This window comes from Roseateles sp., from assembly GCF_019237615.1.
GTDB lineage: Bacteria > Pseudomonadota > Gammaproteobacteria > Burkholderiales > Burkholderiaceae_C > Pelomonas.
The window spans coordinates 1-21495 of sequence record NZ_JAFAGT010000010.1 but is presented as its reverse complement, the minus strand read 5'-3'; the positions used below and the strand labels follow the sequence as shown (position 1 = coordinate 21495).

The 21495-nt window shown below is 69.3% G+C and carries 23 protein-coding genes; 16 read left to right on the top strand and 7 right to left on the bottom strand.

The window, feature by feature from the left end:
* Nucleotides 1-57 precede the first annotated feature (57 nt).
* Complete coding sequence (locus JOY88_RS01740; protein ID WP_293499829.1) at nt 58-498, bottom strand: hypothetical protein; 441 nt, start codon at nt 496-498, stop codon at nt 58-60.
* A gap of 244 nt (nt 499-742) precedes the next feature.
* On the opposite strand from JOY88_RS01740, the gene mutS reads away from it, so the two are divergent.
* The 9 genes from mutS to JOY88_RS01695 all read left to right on the top strand — a co-directional run bounded on the left by mutS (nt 743) and on the right by JOY88_RS01695 (nt 9825).
* Entirely contained in the window at nt 743-3268 is a 2526-nt protein-coding gene (gene mutS, locus JOY88_RS01735; RefSeq protein ID WP_293499827.1) for a DNA mismatch repair protein MutS, read from the top strand.
* Nucleotides 3265-4062, top strand: a complete 798-nt coding sequence (locus tag JOY88_RS01730; RefSeq protein ID WP_293499826.1) for an alpha/beta fold hydrolase — start codon at nt 3265-3267, stop codon at nt 4060-4062. The genes mutS and JOY88_RS01730 overlap by 4 nt, the downstream gene beginning before the upstream one ends.
* A 176-nt stretch (nt 4063-4238) precedes the next feature.
* Nucleotides 4239-5888, top strand: coding sequence for a CTP synthase (gene pyrG, locus JOY88_RS01725; protein ID WP_293499824.1), 1650 nt, complete (start codon nt 4239-4241; stop codon nt 5886-5888).
* A 1-nt stretch (nt 5889) separates the two neighbouring features.
* Complete coding sequence (gene kdsA, locus JOY88_RS01720; RefSeq protein ID WP_293499822.1) at nt 5890-6747, top strand: 3-deoxy-8-phosphooctulonate synthase; 858 nt, start codon at nt 5890-5892, stop codon at nt 6745-6747.
* A gap of 7 nt (nt 6748-6754) precedes the next feature.
* Nucleotides 6755-7045 carry a DUF1330 domain-containing protein gene (locus JOY88_RS01715; RefSeq protein WP_293499820.1) on the top strand — a complete coding sequence of 97 codons (291 nt, stop codon included), beginning with the start codon at nt 6755-6757 and terminating at the stop codon, nt 7043-7045.
* Nucleotides 7046-7112: 67 nt separating this feature from the next.
* A complete protein-coding gene (gene eno, locus JOY88_RS01710; protein ID WP_293499818.1) occupies nt 7113-8399 on the top strand; it encodes a phosphopyruvate hydratase in 1287 nt (428 codons plus the stop codon).
* Between the two features lie 3 nt (nt 8400-8402).
* Nucleotides 8403-8699 (top strand): septum formation initiator family protein, encoded by a 297-nt coding sequence (locus JOY88_RS01705; protein ID WP_293499816.1) that lies wholly within the window; start codon nt 8403-8405, stop codon nt 8697-8699.
* Nucleotides 8699-9310, top strand: coding sequence for a nicotinamide riboside transporter PnuC (pnuC, locus tag JOY88_RS01700; RefSeq protein ID WP_293499814.1), 612 nt, complete (start codon nt 8699-8701; stop codon nt 9308-9310). Before JOY88_RS01705 ends, pnuC begins: the two co-directional genes overlap by 1 nt.
* Complete coding sequence (locus tag JOY88_RS01695; protein WP_293499812.1) at nt 9307-9825, top strand: ATP/GTP-binding protein; 519 nt, start codon at nt 9307-9309, stop codon at nt 9823-9825. Before pnuC ends, JOY88_RS01695 begins: the two co-directional genes overlap by 4 nt.
* A gap of 9 nt (nt 9826-9834) precedes the next feature.
* Here the strand turns inward: JOY88_RS01695 and JOY88_RS01690 are convergent, their stop codons facing one another.
* The 3 genes from JOY88_RS01690 to JOY88_RS01680 form a co-directional block, all read right to left on the bottom strand.
* The gene (locus JOY88_RS01690; RefSeq protein WP_293499811.1) at nt 9835-10305 is read right to left on the bottom strand and encodes a hypothetical protein; all 471 of its coding nucleotides are present in this window, start codon (nt 10303-10305) and stop codon (nt 9835-9837) included.
* Between the two features lie 228 nt (nt 10306-10533).
* Nucleotides 10534-11496, bottom strand: coding sequence for an Hsp33 family molecular chaperone HslO (gene hslO / locus JOY88_RS01685; protein WP_293499809.1), 963 nt, complete (start codon nt 11494-11496; stop codon nt 10534-10536).
* Nucleotides 11493-12017 carry a gamma carbonic anhydrase family protein gene (locus JOY88_RS01680; protein ID WP_293499808.1) on the bottom strand — a complete coding sequence of 175 codons (525 nt, stop codon included), beginning with the start codon at nt 12015-12017 and terminating at the stop codon, nt 11493-11495. Before JOY88_RS01680 ends, hslO begins: the two co-directional genes overlap by 4 nt.
* A gap of 41 nt (nt 12018-12058) precedes the next feature.
* Here JOY88_RS01680 and JOY88_RS01675 point away from each other — a divergent pair, with 41 nt between their 5' ends.
* The 7 genes from JOY88_RS01675 to JOY88_RS01645 are packed head-to-tail and all read left to right on the top strand — an operon-like array spanning nt 12059 to nt 19058.
* A complete protein-coding gene (locus JOY88_RS01675) occupies nt 12059-12841 on the top strand; it encodes a ferritin-like domain-containing protein (RefSeq protein ID WP_293499806.1) in 783 nt (260 codons plus the stop codon).
* Nucleotides 12838-13794 (top strand): DMT family transporter, encoded by a 957-nt coding sequence (locus JOY88_RS01670; RefSeq protein ID WP_293499804.1) that lies wholly within the window; start codon nt 12838-12840, stop codon nt 13792-13794. Before JOY88_RS01675 ends, JOY88_RS01670 begins: the two co-directional genes overlap by 4 nt.
* Nucleotides 13791-15107 (top strand): omega-aminotransferase AptA, encoded by a 1317-nt coding sequence (gene aptA / locus JOY88_RS01665; RefSeq protein WP_293499802.1) that lies wholly within the window; start codon nt 13791-13793, stop codon nt 15105-15107. Before JOY88_RS01670 ends, aptA begins: the two co-directional genes overlap by 4 nt.
* Nucleotides 15108-15167: 60 nt before the next feature.
* On the top strand, nt 15168-16328 hold the full coding sequence (locus tag JOY88_RS01660) for an esterase-like activity of phytase family protein (protein WP_293499800.1): 1161 nt from the start codon (nt 15168-15170) through the stop codon (nt 16326-16328).
* A gap of 1 nt (nt 16329) precedes the next feature.
* Nucleotides 16330-17217: a DMT family transporter gene (locus JOY88_RS01655; protein WP_293499798.1), complete on the top strand. Its 888-nt coding sequence runs from the start codon at nt 16330-16332 to the stop codon at nt 17215-17217.
* Between the two features lie 9 nt (nt 17218-17226).
* Nucleotides 17227-18081, top strand: a complete 855-nt coding sequence (locus JOY88_RS01650) for a PIG-L deacetylase family protein (RefSeq protein ID WP_293499796.1) — start codon at nt 17227-17229, stop codon at nt 18079-18081.
* On the top strand, nt 18078-19058 hold the full coding sequence (locus tag JOY88_RS01645; RefSeq protein ID WP_293499794.1) for a succinylglutamate desuccinylase/aspartoacylase family protein: 981 nt from the start codon (nt 18078-18080) through the stop codon (nt 19056-19058). Before JOY88_RS01650 ends, JOY88_RS01645 begins: the two co-directional genes overlap by 4 nt.
* Nucleotides 19059-19071: 13 nt before the next feature.
* On the opposite strand, the gene JOY88_RS01640 is transcribed toward JOY88_RS01645, so the two are convergent.
* The 3 genes from JOY88_RS01640 to mgtA form a co-directional block, all read right to left on the bottom strand.
* A complete protein-coding gene (locus JOY88_RS01640; RefSeq protein WP_293499792.1) occupies nt 19072-19455 on the bottom strand; it encodes a hypothetical protein in 384 nt (127 codons plus the stop codon).
* Nucleotides 19456-19495: 40 nt separating this feature from the next.
* Nucleotides 19496-20212 carry an MgtC/SapB family protein gene (locus JOY88_RS01635; RefSeq protein ID WP_293499791.1) on the bottom strand — a complete coding sequence of 239 codons (717 nt, stop codon included), beginning with the start codon at nt 20210-20212 and terminating at the stop codon, nt 19496-19498.
* A gap of 47 nt (nt 20213-20259) precedes the next feature.
* Nucleotides 20260-21495 (bottom strand): magnesium-translocating P-type ATPase (gene mgtA / locus JOY88_RS01630; protein WP_293499790.1); only part of this gene is annotated, 1236 nt, incomplete at its 5' end.

The window sequence follows — 21495 nt, the reverse complement described above, 5'->3', positions numbered from 1 at the left end:
CGACGCATTCTCAAGCCCTCCGCCGAGGGCTTTGCTATTCCCAGAATTTTCGATGAGTCAGCCCGCCGATTTCAGCGCGCACACGCCCACGCTCCCCAACATCTCCGTTGGCAAGTCTTGGGGTTCGCTCCATGCTTCTTGGCGATTTGGAGCAGATCCCAGGCCCGCTTCCGAGCTTGCGCGATGGGCAGCGGCGGCTCGCTTCCCTTGCGCCCGCGGCGCGACCGCGACGGGAATCTTGAGCTTGGGGCCGGCGACCAGCTTGCCCACCAAGTAGACCGACGCCTTCTTCCCCACTCGCACGGCGAACCCGGGCGGAGCATCGTTGTGGTTGTCGTAGACGAGATAATTGGCCAAGCCCTTTTCCACTTTCGCGCCAGAGGCGGTCACGACCACCTTGGGAGGCGGAGGATCCTTGAACGTCACCGGCTTGGTCGGGATAGGAATCTCGTCCAGCGACATCGTGTCGACGATGGTCTGGTTGAGGGCAATTCGCATCAGGTTGGCTCCTGTGAAGGCGCGGCAGGCTGGGTAGAGCTTGCCCGCCAAAAGCGGGGCCACTTTAGGCGCTGGCGGCCGTTTTGGCTCCGAATTGGCTCAGGTCCTCATGTTTTGGCGGAGTTCAACAGGGTCAAATAGCGGTCGCTAGAGCTCGTTAGACATTGGAGATAACCAGTTGATTGATAAAGAGAAATCGCCAGTTTCAGAGGGGAGCGCAAGCGATTTCTCCAACCATACCCCGATGATGGCCCAGTACCTGGGCCTCAAAGCCGACTTCCCGGACACGCTGCTGCTGTACCGGATGGGCGATTTCTACGAGGTCTTCTACGACGATGCGCGCAAGTGCAACGCGTTGCTGGACATCACGCTGACCCAGCGCGGCCAGAGCGCCGGCCAGCCCGTCGTCATGGCCGGCGTGCCGGTGCATGCGCTGGAGAGCTACCTGGCCAAGCTCATCAAGCTGGGCGAGGCGGTGGCAATTGCCGAGCAGGTGGGCGAGGTCGGCGCCGGCAAGGGGCCGGTGGAACGCAAGGTGGTGCGCGTCGTCACGCCGGGCACCATCACCGACACGGAACTGCTCGCCGACAAGCAGGACGCCGTGCTGCTCAGCGTCAGCGGCCAGGGGCGCCGCCATGGGCTGGCCTGGCTGTCGTTGACACAGGGCGAGATCGTTCTGGCCGAGTGCAGCGACGTGGAGCTGCCTGCTTGGCTGGCGCGGCTGGCACCCGCCGAGATCCTCGTCAACCGCGAGCTGCAGCCCAGTGGCGTCATGAAGGCGCGCTTCCCGGTGACGAACCGGCCGGGCTGGCAGTTCGACGGCGCCCTGGGCCAGCGCAAGCTGTGCGAACAGCTGGGCGTGGCCAACCTGCAGGGCTTCAGCGCCCATGAGCTGAACCTCGCCCATGCGGCTGCCAGCGCTCTGCTGGCCTTCGCCGAGCACACCCAGGGCCGGGCGCTGACCCATGTCCGCTCGTTGCGCGTGCAGCGCGCCAGCGAGCTGATGGACCTGCCGCCCGCCACGCAGCGCAACCTGGAGCTGGTGCAGACGCTGCGCGGCGAGTCCTCGCCCACCCTCTTCTCGCTGATCGACACCTGCAAGAGCGGCATGGGCAGCCGCATGCTGCGCCAGTGGCTGCTGCATCCGCGGCGCGAGCGCGGCGAAGCGATCTCGCGGCATGACGCCATCGCGGCGCTGCATGCGGAGGGCTTCGAGCCGCTGCGCGAAGCCCTGAAGTCGGTCAGCGACGTGGAGCGCATCGCCGCGCGCATCGCGCTGCGCCAGGTGCGCCCGCGCGAGCTGACCGGCATCCGTGCCACGCTGCAGGCCCTGCCCGCGCTGCGCGCGGCCACGCCGGCTGCCTTGCGCGACGCGGCCATGAACCCGCCGGCCGACATCCTGGAGCTGCTGGAGCGGGCCATCGCCGCCGAGCCGGCGCTGCTGCCGCGCGACGGCGGCGTCATCGCCGACGGTTTCGACGCCGACCTGGACGAGCTGCGCGGCATCCAGCAGAACTGCGACGGCTTCCTGCTGGACCTGGAGACGCGCGAGCGCGCCCGCACCGGCATCGCCAATCTGCGCGTGCAGTTCAACCGCGTGCACGGTTTCTATATCGAGGTCACGCAGGGCCAGGTGGACAAGGTGCCGCTGGACTACCAGCGCCGCCAGACGCTGAAGAACGCCGAGCGCTACATCACGCCGGAGCTGAAGGCCTTCGAGGACAAGGCGCTGTCGGCCCAGGAGCGTGCGCTGGCGCGCGAGAAGCTGCTGTACGAGCAGGTCATCGACGCGCTGATCAGCCGCCTGGAGCCGCTGACGGCGCTGGGCCGCGCACTGGCCGGGCTGGATGCACTGGCAGCGCTGGCCGAGCGCGCCATCACGCTGAACTGGAGCCGGCCCGAATTCGTCGCCCAACCCTGCCTGGAGATCGAGGCCGGCCGCCATCCAGTCGTGCAGGCACGCCTGGCCGAGACGGGCGGCGCCGAGTTCATGCCCAACGACTGCCGGCTGGACGCACGCACCCGCATGCTGGTCATCACCGGCCCCAACATGGGCGGCAAGAGCACCTTCATGCGCCAGGTCGCGCTGATCGCGCTGCTGGCCGCCATCGGCTCCTATGTGCCGGCCACGACCTGCCGCCTCGGCCCGATGGATGCCATCCACACCCGCATCGGCGCGGCGGACGACCTCGCCAACGCGCAGTCCACCTTCATGCTGGAGATGACCGAGGGCGCAGCCATCCTGCATTCGGCGACCGACCAGTCGCTGGTGCTGATGGACGAAATCGGCCGCGGCACATCCACCTTCGACGGCCTGGCGCTGGCCTCGGCCATCGCCAGCCACCTGCACGACAAGACCCGCGCCTTCACGCTGTTCGCGACGCACTACTTCGAGCTGACCGAGTTCCCGGCCAAGCATTCGATGGCGCAGAACTGGCACGTCTCGGCCGTGGAGAGCGGCGAGGACATCGTCTTCCTGCATGAGCTGCAGGCCGGCCCCGCCAGCCGCAGCTACGGCGTGCAGGTGGCCAAGCTGGCCGGCATGCCCGCCAGCCTGGTGCGCCAGGCGCGCGCGACGCTGGAGGCGCTGGAGGCGCGCTCCAACGCGGCAGACGACCAGTTCGACCTCTTCGCCGCCCCGCCCGCTCCGCCGCCCTTGCCCGAGCCGAGCGAGCTGGTGGCCGCGCTGGACGGCATGGACCCCGATGCGCTGTCGCCGCGTGACGCGCTGGAAGCGCTCTACAAGCTGAAGAGGCTGGCCAGGGCATGAGCCGAGGGACCATCGTCTTCTCGCACGCCAACAGCTACCCCGCCGGTTGCTACCGCGTGCTGTTCGAACGCTGGCGCGCGGCCGGCTGGCGCGTCGAAGCGCTGGACCGCTTCGGCCATGACCCGCGCTTCCCGGTCACCGGCGACTGGCGCCGGCTGCGCGACCAGCTGCTGGACTTCATCGACACCGAGGTCAGGCCGGAAGGCCAGGTCGCTCTCGTCGGCCATTCTCTGGGCGGCATGCTGAGCCTGATGGCGGCCTGCCGCCGGCCCGACCTCGTCGGCCGCCTCGTCATGCTGGACTCGCCCGTCGTCTCCGGCCTGAAGGCCGCCGCCGTCGCCATGGCCAAGACGACCGGACTCATCCACCGCTACGGCCCGTCCAAGATCGCCCGCGAGCGCCGCCATGCCTGGCCGGATCGCCAGGCCGTCCACCAGCACTTCGCGGCAAAGAAGATATTCGCCCGCTGGGACCCGCGCGTGCTGGCCGACTACGTCGCGGCCGGCTTCGAGGCGTCGGACGACGGCCAGGTGCGCCTGCGCTTCAAGCGCGAGGTCGAAGCCCACATCTACCGCACGCTGCCCCACCACCTGCCGCTGCTGCTGCGCCTGCGCCCACCGCAATGCCCGGTGGCCTTCATCGGCGGCACGCGCTCGGTCGAGCTGCGCCAGGCCGGCGCGGCCGCGTCCATGAAACTGGCCGGCAGCCATTGGCGCTGGATGGAGGGCGGCCACCTCTTCCCCTTCGAGAAGCCCGACGAGACGGCGGACCTGGTGCTGGAGCTGCTGGCCTGAGCGTGGGCACGTCCGCGCGCAGGCACACCACGCTCAGCGGGCAGGACCTGCCTGCCGCAGCACGGTCCGCATGACCGGCAAGGTGCGTTCGCGTCCAGCGAAACGCGACCGGACGAGGGGCTCCATTACAATCGCAATTTCCCACCACAGCATGCTGTTCTGGCGTGCTGCAAGACATGACCAAATACGTCTTCGTCACCGGCGGTGTGGTGTCCTCCTTGGGCAAGGGCATCGCGTCGGCCTCCCTGGCTGCCATCCTCGAATCGCGCGGCCTCAAAGTCACCCTCATCAAGCTGGACCCCTACATCAACGTCGACCCCGGCACGATGTCGCCGTTCCAGCACGGTGAAGTCTTCGTCACCGACGACGGTGCCGAGACCGACCTGGACCTGGGCCACTACGAACGCTTCATCACGACGCGGATGAAGAAGGCCAACAACTTCACCACCGGCCAGATCTACATGTCGGTGCTGGAGAAGGAACGCCGCGGCGACTACCTTGGCAAGACCGTTCAGGTGATCCCGCACATCACCAACGAGATGCAGGAGTTCATCCGCCGCGGCGCCGGCCAGGGCACGCCGGACGCGGTGGACGTGGCCATCGTCGAGATCGGCGGCACGGTGGGCGACATCGAGTCGCTGCCCTTCCTCGAGGCGGCGCGCCAGATGAGCCTGAAGGCCGGCCCGAACAACGTCGCCTTCGTGCACCTGACCTATGTGCCGTGGATCGCCGCCGCCGGCGAGCTGAAGACCAAGCCCACCCAGCACACGGTGCAGAAGCTGCGCGAGATTGGCATCCAGCCCGACGCGCTGCTGTGCCGCGCCGACCGCCGCATCCCCGACGACGAGCGCGAGAAGATCTCGCTGTTCACGAACGTGCCCGAGTACGGCGTGATCTCGATGTGGGACGTGAACACCATCTACAAGGTGCCGCGCGTGCTGCACGAGCAGGGCCTGGACCAGCTCATCTGCACCAAGCTGCAGCTCAACACCAAGAGCGCAGACCTGAAGCGCTGGGACAACCTGGTCTACGAGGTCGAGAACCCCAAGGAGCAGCTCACCATCGCCATGTGCGGCAAGTACACCGACCTGTCGGACTCGTACAAGTCGCTCAACGAGGCGCTGCGCCATGCCGGCATCCACAATCATGCCGGCGTGAAGATCGAGTACATCGACAGCGAGACGCTGACGCCCGAGACGGTGGGCGAACTGGGCAAGTTCGACGCCATCCTGGTGCCCGGCGGCTTCGGCAAGCGCGGCGTGGAGGGCAAGATCCTGGCCGCGCAGTACGCCCGCGAGCACAAGCTGCCCTATCTGGGCATCTGCCTGGGCATGCAGGTCGCCACCATCGAGTACGCCCGCCACATGGCCGGCCTGGAGAACGCCAACTCCACCGAGTTCGACCCCGAGACGCCCCACCCTGTCATCGCGCTGATCGACGAGTGGCAGGACGCCGACGGCAGCATCCAGAAGCGTGACGCCAACTCCGACCTCGGCGGCACCATGCGCCTGGGCGCGCAGAGTTCCGACGTCAAGTCCGGTACGCTGGCCCACGACATCTATGGCGATGTCGTCAACGAGCGCCACCGCCACCGCTACGAGGCCAACGAGCACTACCTCGATCGCCTGCAGAAGGCCGGCCTCGTCATCTCGGCCATCACCCAGCGCGAGAAGCTGACCGAGATGGTCGAGCTCCCGCGCGAGGTGCACCCCTGGTTCGTCGGCGTGCAGTTCCACCCCGAGTTCAAGTCCACGCCCTGGGGCGGCCACCCGCTGTTCACCGCCTTCATCAAGGCGGCCCTGAACCACAAGCACGAAGGTCACTGACATGGAACTCTGCGGCTTCCAGGCCGGCATCGACCGCCCGTTCTTCCTGATCGCGGGCACCTGCTCGATCGAGGGGCTGCAGATGTCCCTTGACGTGGCCGGCCTGCTGAAGGAGGCCTGCGCGTCCCTCGGCATCCCGCTGATCTACAAGGGCTCGTTCGACAAGGCCAACCGCTCCTCCGGCACCAGCAAGCGCGGCGTCGGCATGGAAGCCGGCCTGAAGATCCTCGACGAGGTGCGCCGCCAGACCGGCCTGCCCGTGCTGACCGACGTGCACGACGCCTCGCAGGTGGCCGAGGTCGCCAGCGTCGTGGACGTGCTGCAGACGCCGGCCTTCCTGTGCCGCCAGACGGACTTCATCCGCGCCGTCGCGCAGAGTGGCAAGCCCGTCAACATCAAGAAGGGTCAGTTCCTCGCGCCCTGGGACATGAAGAACGTCATCGACAAGGCCCGTGCCGCTGCGGCCGAGGTAGGCCTGTCGGAGGACCGTTTCCTCGCCTGCGAGCGCGGCGTCAGCTTCGGCTACAACAACCTCGTGGCCGACATGACCAGCCTGGCCGAGATGCGCAACTCGGGCGCGCCGGTGGTGTTCGACGTCACCCACTCGGTGCAGAAGCCCGGTGGCCTCGGCGGCTCCAGCGGCGGTGCTCGCGAGATGGTGCCGGTGCTGGCTCGGGCCGGCGTGGGCGTGGGCGTGGCCGGCCTGTTCATGGAGACGCATCCGAACCCGGCCGAGGCCTTCAGCGACGGCCCCAATGCCGTGCCGCTCAAGCACATGAAGACCCTGCTGGAGCAGCTGGTGGCGCTGGATCGCGTCGTCAAGCAACAGCCCCTGCTGGAAAACGATTTCTCCTGCTGATCCGGCCATGCCTTCCGCCTACATCCTCGCCAACGTCACCGTCACCGACCCGACCCAGTACGAGGACTACCGCAAGTTCTCGTCCATCGCCATGCAGGTGCATGGCGCCGAGGTCTGCGTGCGCGGCGGCGCGGTGACGGTGCTGGAGGGCGACTGGACGCCCGAACGCGTCGTGCTGCTGAAATTCCCGTCGCGCGAAGCGGCCCAAGCCTTCTACGACTCCACCGAGTACGCCCGTGCACGCCAGGCCCGCGAAGGCGCGGCCGTGATGCGCATGGTGTTGATCGACGGCGTCTGATGTTGTGACGCGGTAACGCCTTGCAGGCACACTGCCGCCGCCCTGTTTTAATTTCTGGAGACATTGAATGAGCGCCATCGTTGACATCGTCGGCCGAGAGATCCTCGACAGCCGCGGCAACCCCACCGTCGAATGTGACGTGCTGCTGGAATCCGGCGTCATGGGCCGCGCGGCGGTGCCGTCCGGCGCCTCCACCGGCTCGCGCGAAGCCATCGAGCTGCGCGACGGCGACAAGAGCCGCTACCTGGGCAAGGGCGTGCTGAAGGCCGTCGAGCACATCAACACCGAGATCTCCGAGGCCGTGCTGGGCCTGGACGCCTCCGAGCAGGCCTTCCTGGACAAGACGCTGATCGACCTGGACGGCACCGAGAACAAGAGCCGCCTGGGCGCCAACGCGATGCTGGCCGTGTCCATGGCCGTGGCCCGCGCCGCGGCCGAGGAGTCCGGCCTGCCGCTGTACCGCTACTTCGGCGGCATGAACGGCTGCCAGCTGCCCGTGCCGATGATGAACGTCATCAACGGCGGCGCCCACGCGAACAACTCGCTTGACCTGCAGGAGCTGATGATCATCCCCGTGGGCGCGCCGAGCTTCCGTGAAGCGCTGCGCTGGGGCGCCGAGGTCTTCCACGCGCTGAAGAAGATCCTGCACGACAAGGGCATCTCCACCGCGGTCGGCGACGAGGGCGGCTTCGCCCCCAGCGTCGAGAGCCATGAGGCCGCCATCCAGCTGATCCTGCAGGCCATCGACAAGGCCGGCTACAACGCCGGCGAGCAGATCGCCATCGGCCTGGACTGCGCCGCCAGCGAGTTCTACAAGGACGGCAAGTACGTGCTCGAAGGCGAAGGCGGCATCCAGCTGACCGCGGCCGAGTGGACCGACATGCTGGCCACCTGGGTCGACAAGTACCCCATCATCTCCATCGAAGACGGCATGGCCGAAGGCGACTGGGATGGCTGGAAGCTGCTGACCGACCGCCTGGGCAAGAACGTGCAGATCGTCGGCGACGACCTCTTCGTCACCAACACCAAGATCCTGCAGCAGGGCATCGAGCGCGGCATCGCCAACTCCATCCTGATCAAGATCAACCAGATCGGCACGCTGACCGAGACCTTCGCCGCCATCGAGATGGCCAAGCGCGCCGGCTACACGGCCGTCGTTTCGCACCGCTCGGGCGAGACCGAGGACAGCACGATCTCCGACATCGCCGTCGGCCTGAACGCCGGCCAGATCAAGACCGGCTCGCTGTCGCGCTCGGACCGCATGGCCAAGTACAACCAGTTGCTGCGCATCGAGGAAGACCTGGGCGACATCGCCGTCTACCCCGGCCGCGCTGCCTTCTACAACCTGCGCTGAGCATTGAAGGCGCTCGCCCTGGTCCTGGCCCTCTTCCTGGTGGCCATCCAAGCCCAGCTCTGGGTGGGCCGGGGCAGCATTCCCTATGTGGCCCACCTCCGTGAGGAGGTGGCCGAGGCGCAGGCCGACAACGACTCGGCCCGTGCCCGCAATGCGCAGCTCCAGGCCGAGCTCCGCGACCTGCGTGAAGGCCTGGAGATGGTGGAAGAGAAAGCCCGCTTCGAGCTGGGCATGATCAAGTCCGACGAGATCTTCGTGCCCGTGCCGGTAGCCGCGGCGTCAAGCGGCGGCACGCGCTGATGCTGGCCACCGCCTGGGCGGCGCTGCTGGCGCCGGCCTTCACCGCTTTCGGCAGCCCCATCTCCTGGCTGGAGATGGTCGCCTTCGTGCTGGCCGTCTGGATGGTCGTCTGCAACATGCGGGTGAACCTGCTGGCCTGGCCGCTGGCGCTGATCAGCTCGCTGATGTACTTCGCCCTTTTCTGGGACGGCCGACTCTACGGCGAGGCGGCGCTGCAGCTCGTGTTCGCGGCGCTGGCCCTGTGGGGCTGGTGGCAATGGCGCTTCGGCCGCACGCGCGACGGCGAGGTGCTGAGCGTGCGCCGCCTGGGCCTGCGGGGCCTCACCAGGCCGGTGCTGCTGACGCTGGCCGCCTGGCCGCTGCTGGGCCTGTTCCTCGCCAAGGCCACCGACAGCCCCCTGCCCTACTGGGACGCCTTCCCCACCGTGGCCAGCCTGCTGGGCCAATGGCTGCTGGCGCGCAAGTACGAGGAGAACTGGCCGACCTGGATCGTCGTCAACGCGGTCAGCGTCGCGCTGTTCGGCCTCAAGGGCTACTGGCTGACCGTCATCCTCTACGCCGGCTTCATCCCCATGAGCGTCATAGGCTGGCGGGCCTGGCGACAGGCATGAGCGCGCGCATCGTCGCGCTGCTCGGTGCCGAGTGCACCGGCAAGTCCACGCTGGCCGAGGCGCTGGCCGCGCGCTGCAAGGCCGGCCTGGTGGCGGAGTACCTTCGCGAATGGTGCGCCGCGCAGGGCCGCACGCCGCAGCAGCAGGAGCAGGCCGCGATCGCGGCTGAGCAGGCGACCCGCATCGAGGCCGCCACCCGCCGGCACGAGCTGGTGATCTGCGACACGACGCCGCTGATCACGGCCTTGTGCAGCGAGCATTACTTCGGCGACACCTCGCTGACGGCCGAAGCGCTCGCCTTCCAGCGCCGTTGCGACCTGACGCTGCTGTGCGCACCCGACCTGCCCTGGGAGGCAGACGGCTTCCTGCGCGACGGCCCCGAGGTGCGGGCGCGCATCGATGCGCGCATCCGCACGACCCTGGCGCAGCATGGCCTGCCCTGGGTGGACATCCGCGGCGACAGCGACGGCGACCGCCTGGCTCAGGCGCTGCAGGCCTTGCGGCGGCCCGGCTGAAACGACGCCTCACTGTGCGCGCAGTTGCGACAGCGCATCAACGGAGCGGTTGACTGCACGGTCCAGCATCGCCGCGAGCGGGGTGCCCGGGTGGTCGGCCGAGATGGCCGCCAGCTTGGCCGCGAAGCCCAGGTGCAGCTCGGCCAGCCAGTTCGGATGCGGATCGGGCTCGGGCACATGCGGCCAGCCGGCCGGGAACTTGATCTTGCGCGGCTGCGTCGGACACCAGTCATCCAGGTCCTGGGCCATGGTCTTCCAGTTCAGGCCCAGCCGGTCGCTGATCGAGGCCATGTGGGCGAATTCCTGCGCCAGCGCGGCGCCGACCAGCTCGGCCGGGCCGGGCGGCAGCGGCTGGGGATTGAGGGCCACGGCGCTGACGCGATCCTGCAGGGCCGGGCCCTGCGGTCCGCGCGGGATGACGTCGAAGATGGCCGGCAGGCGCCGCCCGATGAGGGCGAGCAATCTTTGGTCGGAGGTCATGCTTCACTCCAGTGGCCGGCATGGAACGGCGATGCCGGGGCGCCCGGCGAGACCCCGGATCACGGGGCCGTCGCTCCTAACAAGCTAGTCGCCCTGACCACGAACACCATCGTACGGACGGAGGAAACCCGGCCCGCCGACCCGCGGTTCTAGGGCTTGAATTTGCAGCAGGACCCGATGGCCTGCGTCCCGGCGTCCCCGCGGCAGGTCGTCAGGCAACGGCGGCTGCTACTGCAGCGTCGTCGCCGTGCCACCCTCGGGCTGATGGCCCGGCGGCGTGAACAGCGCGCCCACGTCCACCGCATCGAAGCGGTAGTGGCGGCCGCAGAAGTCGCAGCCGATCTCGACCTCGCCCCGCTCGGCCAGCACGCCGTCGACCTCGTCACGGCCCAGGCCGCGCAGCATCTGGCCGACGCGCTCGCGCGAGCAGGTGCAGGCAAAGCGCGGCTTCTGGGGCTCGAAGCGGGTCACCGTCTCCTCCCAGAACAAGCGGCGCAGCACCGTGTCGGCGTCCAGCGTCAGCAGCTCCTCGGTGGTCAGCGTCGCCGCCAGCATGCTGATGCGGTTGAACGCGTCGGACAGGCCGATGTCGTCCTCGTTGCGCTTGCCCTCCAGGTTGCCCTCGCCCTCGACCGGCAGTCGCTGGATCAGCAGGCCGGCGGCCATGTCACCGTTGGCGGCCAGCACCAGCCGGGTGTCGAGCTGCTCGGACTGCAGCATGTAGTGCTCAAGCACCTCGCTGACCTTCTGCAGCGGCTCGCGCTGGTCGCCGTGCAGCGGCACGACGCCCTGGTAGGGCTGCTGGCCGGGCAACTTGTCCTTGGGGTCCAGCGTGATGGCGCAGCGGCCCCGGCCCTGCACGTTGACCATGGCCTCCAGCGTCGCGCCGGGCTCGATCGGACCCACGCACTTGGCCGTGGCGCGGAAGGACAGGTCGGGCTGCACCTCGGCCACGGCCAGCTTGACCGGGCCGTCGCCGAAGACCTGCAGCACCAACGCGCCGTTGAACTTGATGTTGGCCTGCATCAGCACGGCCGCGGCACTCATCTGGCCCAGCAGGTCGCGCAGCTCCGGCGGGTATTCGTGGCCAGGCTCGCGCCGCGCCAGCACCTCGCGCCAGGCGTCGGTCAGCCGCACCAGCATGCCGCGCACCGGCAGGCCCTCGAACAGGAATTTGTGGAGTTCGCTCATCGAATTTTCTTCAGTCCGGCCGCATAGCGGCGGCCGTTGTTGACGTAGTGGGCCGCGCTGGCCTTCAGCCCGGCGATCTGGGTCTCGGTCAGCTCGCGGGCGACCTTGGCGGGCGCGCCGACGATCAGCGTGCCGTCCGGGAATTCCTTGCCCTCGGTCACCAGCGCGCCGGCGCCGACGACGCAGTTGCGGCCGATGCGGGCACCATTCAAGACCACGGCCCCGATGCCAATAAGGCTTTCGTCCCCCACCGTGCAGCCATGCAGCATGACCTGATGCCCCACCGTCACGTTCGTGCCGATGACCAGCGGAAAGCCATGGTCGGCGTGCAGCACCGAGCCGTCCTGGATGTTGCTGCCGGCGCCAACCGTCAGCGTGTCGCTGTCGCCGCGCAGCACCGCGTTGAACCAGATGCTGACATCCTCGCCCAGCGTGACGCGGCCTATGACCTTGGCGCTGTCCGCCACCCAGGCCGTCTGGGCCACGTCGGGGATGTGCTCGTCGAGCTGGTAGATCGCCATCGCGGCCTCCCGTCAAAACCGGCAATTCTAAAATTGCGCGAATGTCCGAACTCCGCCTGGCCACGCTAGCCCCGCTGCTGACCGCCGACGCGCCCGCCAAGGCCGCCGCCACGCTGGCCCTCCCCACGACGCTGCCCGTCGACACTGCCGCCGTGCTGGCCGAGCCCGCCGGCATCCCGGGTCGCCCGGCCTGCCCCCGCCTCGTCGAGCACATCACGCTGAAGCCACCGTCCATGCGCACGCCGGCCGGCATCGCGGCGCTGGTGCATGCCATCGCGCACATCGAGCTGAACGCCATCGACCTGGCGCTGGACATCTGCTGGCGCTTCCCCGACATGCCCGAGGCCTTCTACCGCGACTGGCTGCGCATCGCCCAGGAGGAGGCCAGGCATTTCACGTTGCTTCGCGAGCACCTGCTGACGCTGGGCTTCGACTACGGCGACTTCGATGCCCACAACGCGCTGTGGGACATGGCCCAGCGGACCCGGCACGACCTGCTGGCCCGCATTGCGCTGGTGCCGCGCACGCTGGAGGCGCGCGGCCTGGACGCCTCGCCCGCCGTCAGGCGCAAGTTGGTCGGCGCGGGTGACCATCGGGCCGGCGACATCCTCGACATCATCCTGCGCGACGAGATCGGCCATGTGGCCGCTGGCAACCGCTGGTACCGCTTCCTGTGCGAGCAGCGCGGTCTGGACGCCGTTGCGACCTATGCCGAGCTGGCCGCCCGCCACCAGGCACCCAAGCTGCGCGCCCCGTTCAACCTCGAGGCCCGCCGCGCCGCCGGCTTCGACGAGGCGGAACTCGCCGCCCTTGCCCAGCCATGACGCGTTTCCAGGCCAATCTCCTCCTCACCTTCGTCGCCCTCATCTGGGGCTCGGCCTTCGTCGCGCAGAACAAGGGCATGGCCGACGTCGGCCCGCTGCTCTTCACCGGCGTGCGCTTCCTGATCGGCGCGGCTGTCGTGCTGCCGCTGGCCCTGCTGGAGTGGCGCCGCCTCGCGCGCGAAGGCCGGCCGCTGACGAAGCCGGACGGCGGGCACATCGCCGTGCTGGGCGGGCTGATGACGCTGGGCGCGGTCATGCAGCAGATCGGCATCCAGTTCACCAGCGTGACCAACGCCGGCTTTCTGACCGCCGTCTACGTGCCGCTGGTGCCCGTGCTGGCCTGGCTGCTGCTGCGCCATGTCGCGCACTGGTCGGTCTGGCCGGCGGCGGCGGGCTGCCTGGCCGGCGCCTTCCTGCTGTCAGGCGCACATGAGCTGAGCATAGGCCTGGGCGACCTCTGGGTGCTGGGCTCGGCCGTCCCCTGGGCCGTGCACGTGCTGATGGTGGGCCGCTGGGCCGACCGCATGGGCGCGCCCTTCCTGGTCGCCTGCGGCCAGTTCGCCGTCTGCGGCCTGCTGTCGCTCGCCGCAGCCTTCGTCACGGAGCCGGTGCGCTGGGCCGGCATCCAGGCCGCCGCCTGGCCCATCGTCTATACCGGCGTGCTGTCGGTCGGCGTCGCCTTCACGGCCCAGGTCGTCGCTCAGCGCTACGCCCACGCGGCGGACGCCGCCATCATCCTGTCGTCCGAGACGCTGTTCGCCGCCGCCTTCGGCTACCTGCTGCTGGACGAGCGCCTCAACGCCGCCGGCCTGCTCGGCTGCGGCCTGATGCTGGCCTGCATCCTGCTCGTGCAGCTGATGCCGCTGGTGGGAACCCTGAGGCGGCGGCAAATTCTGACCATCCCGTCAAAATCGCCTCTAGACTCTGACGTCCTTCATCGGAGCCCGCCATGAGCGCAGACGTTTCCAGGCTTGACGCCTATTGGATGCCCTTCACCGCCAACCGGCAGTTCAAGCAGGCGCCACGCCTGCTGACGAAGGCGGATGGCATGTTCTTCCGCGACGACAAGGGCCGGGAGGTGCTGGACGGCATCGCCGGCCTGTGGTGCGTGAACGCGGGCCACAACCGCCCCCGGATCGTGCAGGCCATCCAGGCCCAGGCCGCCGAGCTGGACTTCGCGCCGCCCTTCCAGATGGGCCATCCCAAGGCGTTCGAGCTGGCCGAGCGCCTGGCGCAGATCACGCCGCAGGGGCTGAACCGCATCTTCTTCACCAACTCCGGCTCCGAGTCCGTCGAGACGGCGCTGAAGATGGCCATCGCCTACCACCGCGTGCGCGGCGAAGGCGCGCGCACCCGCCTCATCGGCCGCGAGCGCGGCTACCACGGCGTCAACTTCGGCGGCATCTCGGTGGGCGGCATGGTCGCCAACCGCAAGATGTTCGGCAGCCTGCTGGCCGGCGTGGACCACATCCGCCACACGCACGACCCGGCGCGCAATTCGTTCTCCGTCGGCATCCCGCCGCATGGCGCCGAGTTTGCCGACGACCTGGAGCGCCTGGTCGCGCTGCACGACGCGTCGACCATCGCTGCCGTCATCGTCGAGCCGGTCGCCGGCTCCACCGGGGTGCTGCTGCCGCCCCAGGGCTATCTGCAGCGCCTGCGCGAGATCTGCGACAAGCACGGCATCCTGCTGATCTTCGACGAGGTCATTACCGGCTTCGGCCGCACCGGCCAGCCCTTCGCCGCGCAGACCTTTGGCGTCACGCCGGACCTGATGACGGTGGCCAAGGGCATCACCAACGGTTGCGTGCCCATGGGCGCGGTCTTCGCCCAGCAGAAGATCCACGACGCCTTCATGACCGGGCCCGAACACCTCATCGAGTTCTTCCACGGCTACACCTACTCCGCCCATCCGCTGGCCTGCGCGGCCGGCCTCGCGACGCTGGACACCTATGCCGACGACGGCCTGCTGACCCGCGCCACCCAGATGCAGGCCGAGTTCGCCGAGGCGCTGCACTCCCTGCGCGACGAACCCAACGTCATCGACGTGCGCAACATCGGACTGGTGGGCGGCATCGAGCTCAAGCCCCTGCCCGGAGAGCCGGCCAAGCGCGCCTTCAACATCTTCTTGGACTGCTGGGACAAGGGCCTGCTGATCCGCACGACAGGCGACACCATCGCGCTGTCGCCGCCGCTCATCATCGAGAGCGGCCACATCGAGCGCATCATCGACACGCTCCGGGCCGCGCTGCGCCGCGCCGCATAATCCGCGCCGCCGGAGGCGGCCGCAGTTGCCCGCCGCGGCCGCCCCTGGAGTCCCCCCGACATGAAATGGCTTCTCGCCCTGCTGCTGGCAGGGTCCGCGCACGCACAGACACTGAACTACATCGGCCAGCAGATCGTGCCGACCAGCGCGAGCTTCCGCGGCCTGCCGGTAGGCGGTCTGTCCAGCATCGACTACGTGCCCGCCACCGGCCGCTACCTGGCCATCAGCGATGACCGCAGCGACCGGGGCCCGGCGCGCTTCTACGAGCTGGCCCTGGACCTGGCCAAGTTCCGCCGCAGCGCCAGCCCCGGCGACGCCGGCGTCCGCTGGGTCAACATGACCACCATCCGGGACCTCGACGGCCGGCCCTTCGGCCGCAACATGGTCGACCCCGAGAGCCTGCGCCTGGACAGCCGGCGCAACCTCATCTACTGGAGCAACGAGGGTCAGCGCAGCTCAGCCGGGTTCCAGAACCCCACCGTGCGCCGCATGACGCTTGACGGCAAGCCGGCCGGCGAGTTCCCGGTGCCCAGCTACTACCTGCCCAGCGGCAGCGCCGGCGGCTTGGCGGCCGGCGACATGGGGGTCTACAACAACCTGGCCTTCGAAAGCATCGCCATCACGCCCGACGGCAAGACGCTGTGGACCATGAGCGAGAACGGCCTGGCCCAGGACAGCCCGCCCAGCGCGGTGGGCCATGGCAGCCGCGCGCGCATGCTGTCCTTCGACCTGGACAGCGGCAAGGCCGGCGCCGAGCATGTCTACGAGGTGGGCCCCGTGCCCTTCCCGCCGGCCCGCCCGGGCGACTTCGCCACCAACGGCGTGCCCGACATGCTGGCGCTGTCGGCCCACGAGTTCATCGTCATCGAACGCGCCTATGCGGTCGGCGCCGCCACGCCCGGCATCGCGGCGCTGACCAGGCAGCCGACGGGCAACACCATCAAGCTCTACCTCGTCGACACCCGCGGCGCCACCGACGTGTCGGGCTGGGCCACCATCAAGGGCCGCGACGTCGTGCCCGTCAAGCGCACCCTGCTGCTGGACCTGTCCTCCCTGAAGAACGACGACGGCAGCGTGCTGGCCCTGGACAACATCGAGGGCATCACCTTCGGTCCCATGCACCAGGGCAAGCGCACGCTGATCCTGGCGTCGGACAACAACTTCAACCCGGCCCAGTTCACGCAGTTCATCGCGTTCACGATCGACGGCCCGCTGCCCTGAGATGCATCCCGTGCCCTGGCGCGCCTACGCGCTACTCGCCGCCAGCACCAGCCTGGTGGGCAGCTACGTCGGCCTGTCCAAGCTGCTGGTGGCGGCCTTCCCCGTCTTCCTGCTCGCCGGCCTGCGCTTCGGCCTCGCGGCCGTGCTGATGCTGCCCTGGCTGAGGAAGCCGGCGCACGAAGCGCCGCTGGATACGCGCTCGCGCGGACTGCTCTTCCTCGAGTCCTTCCTCGGCAACTTCCTGTTCTCCATCTGCATGCTGTTCGGCCTGCGGCAGAGCTCCGCCGTCGTGGCCGGCGTCATCATGGCCGGCATCCCGGCGGCCGTGGCGCTGCTGAGCCGGGTCTTCCTGCGCGAGCAACTCAGCCGCCGTGTGCTGGCGGGCATCGCCTGCGCGGTGGGCGGCATCGCTCTGGTCGCCGCCGGCAAGCAGGGCGGCGCCGAGACCACGCCGCTGGGCGCGCTGCTACTGCTCGCCGCCGTGTTCTGCGAGGGCTGCTATGTCGTCATCGGGAAGAAGCTGACGGCCGGCCTGGGGCCCAAGCGCATCAGCGCGCTGATCAACCTCTGGGGCCTGGTGCTGGTCGCGCCGCTGGCGATCTGGCAGGCCTCCAGCTTCGACTTCGCCGCGCCGCGCCTGCAGGACTGGGCGCTGCTGGGCTACTACGCCGCCACGGCCAGCGTCATCACCGTGTGGCTGTGGATGGCCGGCCTGCGGCGGCTGCCGGCGGCCAAGGCCGGCGTCTTCATGGTCTTCCTGCCCATCAGCACGGCGCTGATCGGGCTGCTGCTGGGCGAGTCGATGTCCACCACGCAGGCGCTGGCCTATGGCCTGGCCTTATTGGGTGTGCTGCTGGCGACATGGCCCGCGAAACCAGCGCCTCGGTAGGATGACGGCATGTCGTCCCTGGAAGCCGATCTCGCCCGCTGGCGCGAGCACCTGAACCGTTTTGCCGTGCTGCTGGGCAACCCGCCCGACCGCCCGGCCACACCCGCAGCCGAGCCGCATCCCGGCCATTGCCTGATCTTCGCGCCCCATCCGGACGACGAATGCATCGTCGGCGCCCTGCCGCTGCGCCTGCAGCGGGAGGCCGGCTGGCGTATCAGCAACGTCGCCGTCACGCTGGGCAGCAGCACCGAGCGTCGCGAGGCGCGCCGGGCCGAGCTGCTGGCCGCCTGCGACGTGCTGGGCTTCGACTGTCTGGCCGTCGGCGCCGAAGGCCTGTCCGACGTGCGCCCCGACACCGCGCAGCGCGATCCGGCACTGTGGGCCAGCCATGTCGCCGTGATCGCCGCGCTGCTGGCCGCGCACCGCCCCGCCCTCGTGCTGGCGCCGCATGCGCTGGACGACAACCCCAGCCATCGTGGCGTGTACCGTCTCGTCGTCGACGCGCTGGCCGCCGCGCGCAGCGACACCGTGCTGGCGCTGACCGAGTTCTGGTCCACGCAAGACCAGCCCAATGCGCTGGTGCAGACCGGCATCGCCGACACGGCCCGCCTCATCGCCGCGCTCGAGCGCCACACCGGCGAGATCGCCCGCAACCCCTACCACCTGCGCCTGCCGGCCTTCCTGGCCGACAGCGTGCGCCGCGGCGGTGAGCTGGTGCTGGGCGCCGGCGAGGCGCCGCCCGACTTCGCCTTCGCCACGCTCTACCGCCTCGTCGAATGTCGTGCCGGCCGGCTTGCAGCCGACCTGCCGCGCCGCGTCTTCCCCGCCGACCAGGCCCTGACCTCCGCCCTGCTCAAGCCATGACCCAACCGACCCACCTCCGCGTCCACCAGTTCGCCGGCCTGCGGCCCGGCCCGCGCTTCCTCGTGACGGGCGCAGTGCATGGCAACGAGGTGCACGGCACCCGGGCCATGACCGAGATCATGCGCCAGCTCGATGCCGGCGAGCTGACGCTGCTGCGCGGCACGCTGACCTTCGTCCCCATCGTCAACCCGCTCGCCCACCAGCTGAACCGCCGCGAGGGCGACCGCAACCTGAACCGCAACCTGCGCCCGCCCGCCGTGGTGCACGACTTCGAGGACCGCATCGCGCGCGTGCTGTGCCCGTTGATCGCACAGCACGACGGCATCCTGGACCTGCACAGCTTCCAGGGCCAGGGCCCGGCCTTCGCGATGATCGGCCCGCGCAACAACAGCGGCGACCTGGAGCCCTTCGCGCAGGAGGCCACCGAGTCGGCACTGGCCGCGCGCCTGGGCGTGGGCCGCATCGTCGAGGGTTGGCTGTCCACCTACGCGCTGGGCCTGGAGCGGCGCCAGCAGCGCGAGCACGACGGCTCGCGCCGCGCCGCGCTCATCAGCGACCCGCACTACGGCGTCGGCACCACCGAGTACATGCGCTCCACCGGCGGCTGGGCCATCACGCTGGAATGCGGCCAGCACCTGGACCCGAACGGCCCCGAGGTCGCGCGGCTGGCCATCCTGCGCGCGCTGGTCTTCCTCGGCATGCTGGACGAGAGCGCCGTCGAGCCGCACCGCCCCGCGCAGCCGCCCGAGCTGCTGCAGCTCTACGACGTCATCGACCGCGACGACATGGGTGACGCCTTCGAGCGCGAATGGGCCAGCTTCGACGCCATCGAGAAGGACCAGCGCATCGGCACGCGCGCCAGCGGCGCGGCCGTGCTGGCGCCCAGCGAGGGGCGCATCGTGTTCCCGAACACCAAGTCGCAGCCTGGAACGGAGTGGTTCTACCTGGCAAGGCCCAGCGACCGCCAACTGGGCTGACGGCCGCGGCGTTTCAGCGGCCCGGGCCGCGCGCGTGGCGACTGGTCGCCGTGCTGGGCGTCGCGGCCGCCCAGCGGGCGCCGGCATAGACCCTCTGCATGGCCCGGCCGGCCTCCGTGTAATGCAGCTCGGTGCCGTCCGGGGCCGCGAAGCCTGCCAGCGCATCCTGCAGCACCGCCAGGGCCCGGCCCTGGTCGATGACCTCGATGTCCAGCCGGTGGTGGGATACGGCGGCCCCGCCCGGACCGCCGGGCGGGGCCGACAAGGAGCCACCCCAGCCGATGAGCTCCCCCAGCGCCTGGGCAGCCAGGACGCGCTCCAGGCCCTCGTGCAGCGCCGGCATGCGCTCGGCCTGGCCCCCATCCAGCGGGATCTTGACGTAGACGAAGAACGGCATGCCCGGATTCTGCGGCAGCCGGGCGCCGCGCGGTGATGCGCTACTCGTCCGACGAGCCCGTCCAGTAGGCCTGGCGCACGCCCTCGAGCTGGCGCAGCCCGTCCATCACGCGGTCGAGTTCGTCGGGGTCCACCGCCGTCGAGAACAGCCGGGCTTCGAGCTCCATCGCGTCGTCGCCCAGCGGCCGCGCCTCGACCTCGCGCACCGGGTAGGCGGCCGCCTCCAGGTACTCGACGAGTTGCTCGCGCAGCTCCGCCTGGTCATCGGGCGCGCAGACCAGCTGCACCACATAGCTGGCCTCGCCCGCGCTCTCCTTCAGCGGGCGCCGGTTGATGCGGTTGACCACCGGGCGCAGCAGCGTGTTGCTGGCCAGCACGAAGAACGTCGCGACCAGCGCCTCGGCAAGCAGGTCCGCCCCGGCGCAGGCCCCCACGGCGGCCGAGCCCCACAGCGTCGCGGCCGTGTTCAGCCCGATGACGTTTGCGCCCTCCTTCATGATGGCGCCGGCGCCAAGGAAGCCCACGCCCGAGACCACATAGGCCACGACATGAACGGCCGCGTCATGGCCGCCCAGCCGGTTCGCCATGTCGACGAACACGGCCGCCGCGACGGCCACCAGCGCGTTGGTCCGCAGGCCCGCCGTGCGCTGCCGCCATTGCCGCTCCAGGCCGATGGCCGCGCCAAGCGCGAATGCCGCGCCGACGCTGGTCACGGTGTCCAGCAGCGAAGGCAGGTTCAGGTTCTGAAAAGCTTGCATGTCTCTCCTCTTGGGGGGGGCTCAGCGTACGGGGCTTGCGTGACCGTTCACTGCCAGCCGTAGCGCCGGGCGTACCAGCCCTTGACCGACTGCGTGAGCCCCATGTAGGCCAGCAGGATCAGCGGCAGGAAGGCGAAGTACAGCGGCGGCAGCGCCTGCAGCCTGAAGTAGCCCGCCACCGGCCCCATGGGCAGGAAGATGCCCAGCGCAACGATCAGCGCCGTCATCGCCAGCAGCGGCGGCGCCGCGATGCTCTGCACGAAGGGCAGCTTGCGCGTGCGGATCATGTGCACGATCAGCGTCTGAGTCAGCAGGCCCACGACGAACCAGCCAGACTGGAACAGCGTCTGCTGCTCGGGCGTGTTGGCACCGAAGACGAACCACATCAGCGCATAGGTCGCGATATCGAAGACCGAGCTGATCGGCCCGAAGAACACCATGAAGCGCCCCAGGTCGGCCGGGTCCCAGCGCTGCGGCCGCACCAGGAACTCGTCGTCCACGCGGTCGAAGGGGATGGCGATCTGCGAGATGTCGTAAAGCAGGTTCTGAACCAGCAGCTGCAGCGGCAGCATGGGCAGGAAGGGAATGAACGCGCTGGCCACCAGCACCGAGAAGACGTTGCCGAAGTTGGAGCTGGCCGTCATCTTGATGTACTTGAGCATGTTGGCGAAGGTCTTGCGCCCTTCCTGCACACCCTGCTCCAGGATCATCAGGCTCTTTTCCAGCAGGATGATGTCGGCCGCTTCCTTGGCGATATCGACCGCGGTGTCGACCGAAATGCCGATGTCGGCTGCACGCAAGGCCGGCGCGTCGTTGATGCCGTCGCCCATGAAACCGACCACGTGGCCCTTGTTGTGCAACAGCCGCACGATGCGTTCCTTGTGGGTCGGCGTCAGCTTGGCGAACACCGTGGTCGACTCCGCTGCCTGTGCCAGCTGCTGGTCGTCCATGGTCTCGATATGCGAGCCAAGCAGCATGCCCTCCACCCTGAGGCCAACTTCACGGCAGATCTTGGCCGTCACCAGCTCGTTGTCGCCGGTCAGGATCTTGACCCGGACGCCGTGCTGCTGCAGGGCGGCGATGGCCGGCCCGGCGGTCTCCTTGGGCGGATCGAGGAAGGCGATGTAGCCCGCGAGCGCGAGGTCCGTCTCGTCCTCCATCGTATAGGCGCGATCCTCGCCCGGCATCCATTTATAGGCGACGGCCAGCACGCGCAGCCCCTCTTCGTTGAGGTCCTGCGCGAGGCCGCGCACCTGGCCGCGCAGCGCGTCCGTGAAGGGAAT